This window comes from Kitasatospora sp. NPDC087314 (assembly GCF_044744365.1).
In the GTDB taxonomy this organism is placed as follows: Bacteria; Actinomycetota; Actinomycetes; order Streptomycetales; family Streptomycetaceae; genus Kitasatospora.
The window spans coordinates 1-1,899 of record NZ_JBIUYE010000051.1; the positions used below are offsets into that span (position 1 = coordinate 1).

The 1,899-nt window shown below is 71.1% G+C and carries 1 protein-coding gene; it reads right to left on the reverse strand.

Going from position 1 to position 1,899, the window contains the following annotated elements:
* On the reverse strand, positions 1-1,896 hold a 1,896-nt coding region (locus ACIO5E_RS39640; protein ID WP_400677583.1), incomplete at its 3' end, for a condensation domain-containing protein.
* Positions 1,897-1,899: the final 3 nt, after the last annotated feature.

Sequence of the window (1,899 nt, forward strand, 5' to 3'; positions counted from 1 at the left end):
GGGGCTGTCCGGGGCCGTTTCGAGCGCGTCGACCAGTCCTTCGAGGGCGGTGTGCAGCAGGTCGCACACCCGCTCGGCGTCGATCGGCGCCACCGCCTGTGCGGTGAGGGTGAACGCGGTGCCGAGGTCGTCGACCGACACGGTCAGCGGGTAGTTGGTGCGCTCCTCGTTGTGCAGGATCTCGATGCCCGGCGACCCGGCGTCCGTGACGGGCTGCCCGGCCTGGTGGCGGAAGTTGAGGAGCGTGGTGAAGAGCGGTGCGGAGCCGCCGATGCCGCTGGCCTGCTGGGCGAGCGCCAGCGGGGCGTGTTCGTGCGCCAGCAGGTCGGCGAGCTGCCCGCGCATCGCGCGCAGCGCCTGCGCGGTGCTGACGGTGGCCGTCGGCACCCGGACGGGCAGGGTGTTGATGAAGAGGCCGGGTGCCCGGTCGGCGCCGCTGCCTCCGCTCATCCGCCCGAACAGCACGGTTCCGAACACCACGTCGTCTCGGTTCGAGGTCGCCGCGACCACGCGGGCCCAGACGGTGTGGAAGACGGTTGCCGGGCTGACTCCCAACAGGCGGGCCTGCTCACGGACCCTGGTGGCGAGTTCGGCGTCCACGAGGCGCTGGGCCTCGGTCACGCCGGTCGCGGTCCCTCGTACGTCCGACAGGCCGAAGGGGGCGGTGGGCTCGGTGACGTCGCCGAGGAGTTTGGTGAAGAAGCGCTCGTGTTCCTCGCGGGAGACCTGGAGCCGGGCCTGGGCGACGAACTCGCGGAACGGTACTGGCGGGCGCAGTTCGTCCTGCCGGCCGGCGAGCACGGCGTTGATCTCGCCGAGCAGCACCTCCAGGGCGGTGTGGTCCGTGGTGACGTGGTGCTGCTGGAGGAGCATGAGCCAGCGGGCGCTGCCCGGTTCGGCGGCGATGTGGGCGCGGAGCAGCGGTGCGCGGGTGAGGTCCATGGTGGCCGCGCAGCGTGCGGTGAGCGCGGCGATCGGGTCGTCGCCGGTGATCTCGTGCTGCTGGACAGGGAGTTGGGCGTGGCGGGCGACGACCTGGACGGGTTCGGGCAGGCCTTCCCAGAGGATGGCGGTGCGCAGGACGTCGTGGCGGTCGATGACGTGCTGGAGCGCGCCGAGGAAGGTGTCCAGCCGTTCGCGGGAGTCGAAGGTCAGTGTGGTCGGGATGACATAGGGGTCGCTGCCACCGGAGTTCATCAGGTGATGGAAGAGGATGCCTTCCTGGAGCGGGGCCAGGGGGTAGATGTCCGCGATGTTCGGCGCTCCGCCGGGGAGGGTCGCGGTGATCCGCGCGATCTCGTCGGTGGTGAGGTCGACCAGCGGCAGCATCGCGGGGGTGATCTCCCGCGCGTCGGCCGGGATGAGGTTCGGCGGCACCGCCACCTCACCCGTGCCGGCGGAGGCCTCGAGCCCGGCCACGGTCGGTGACGTGAACAGCGCGCGGATGTTCACCTGTACACCCCGGGCCCGCAGCTTCTCGATCAGCGAGATGGCGAGGAGGGAGTGTCCGCCGAGGGTGAAGAAGTCGTCGTCCAGGCCGATTTGGGGGAGGTCGAGAACCTGGGCGAAGGCCTCGCAGAGGATTTTCTCGCGTGCGGTGACGGGTGCGCGGTAGGTCGCTTCGGGCGTGTAGTCGGGTGCGGGGAGGGCGCGGCGGTCGAGCTTGCCGTTGACGGTCAGCGGTAGCGCGTCGAGGACGACGATGGTCGCCGGGACCATGTACTCGGGGAGCAGGCCGGCCACATGTGCCAGGACGGCGGCGGTGTCGAGGTCACCTGCGGGGACGGTGTAGGCGATGAGGCGTTTGTCGCCGGGGGTGTCTTCGCGGAGGAGGACGGTGGCCTGGGCCACGGCCGGGTGGGAGGCCAACGCGGCCTCTACCTCGCCGAGTTCGATGCG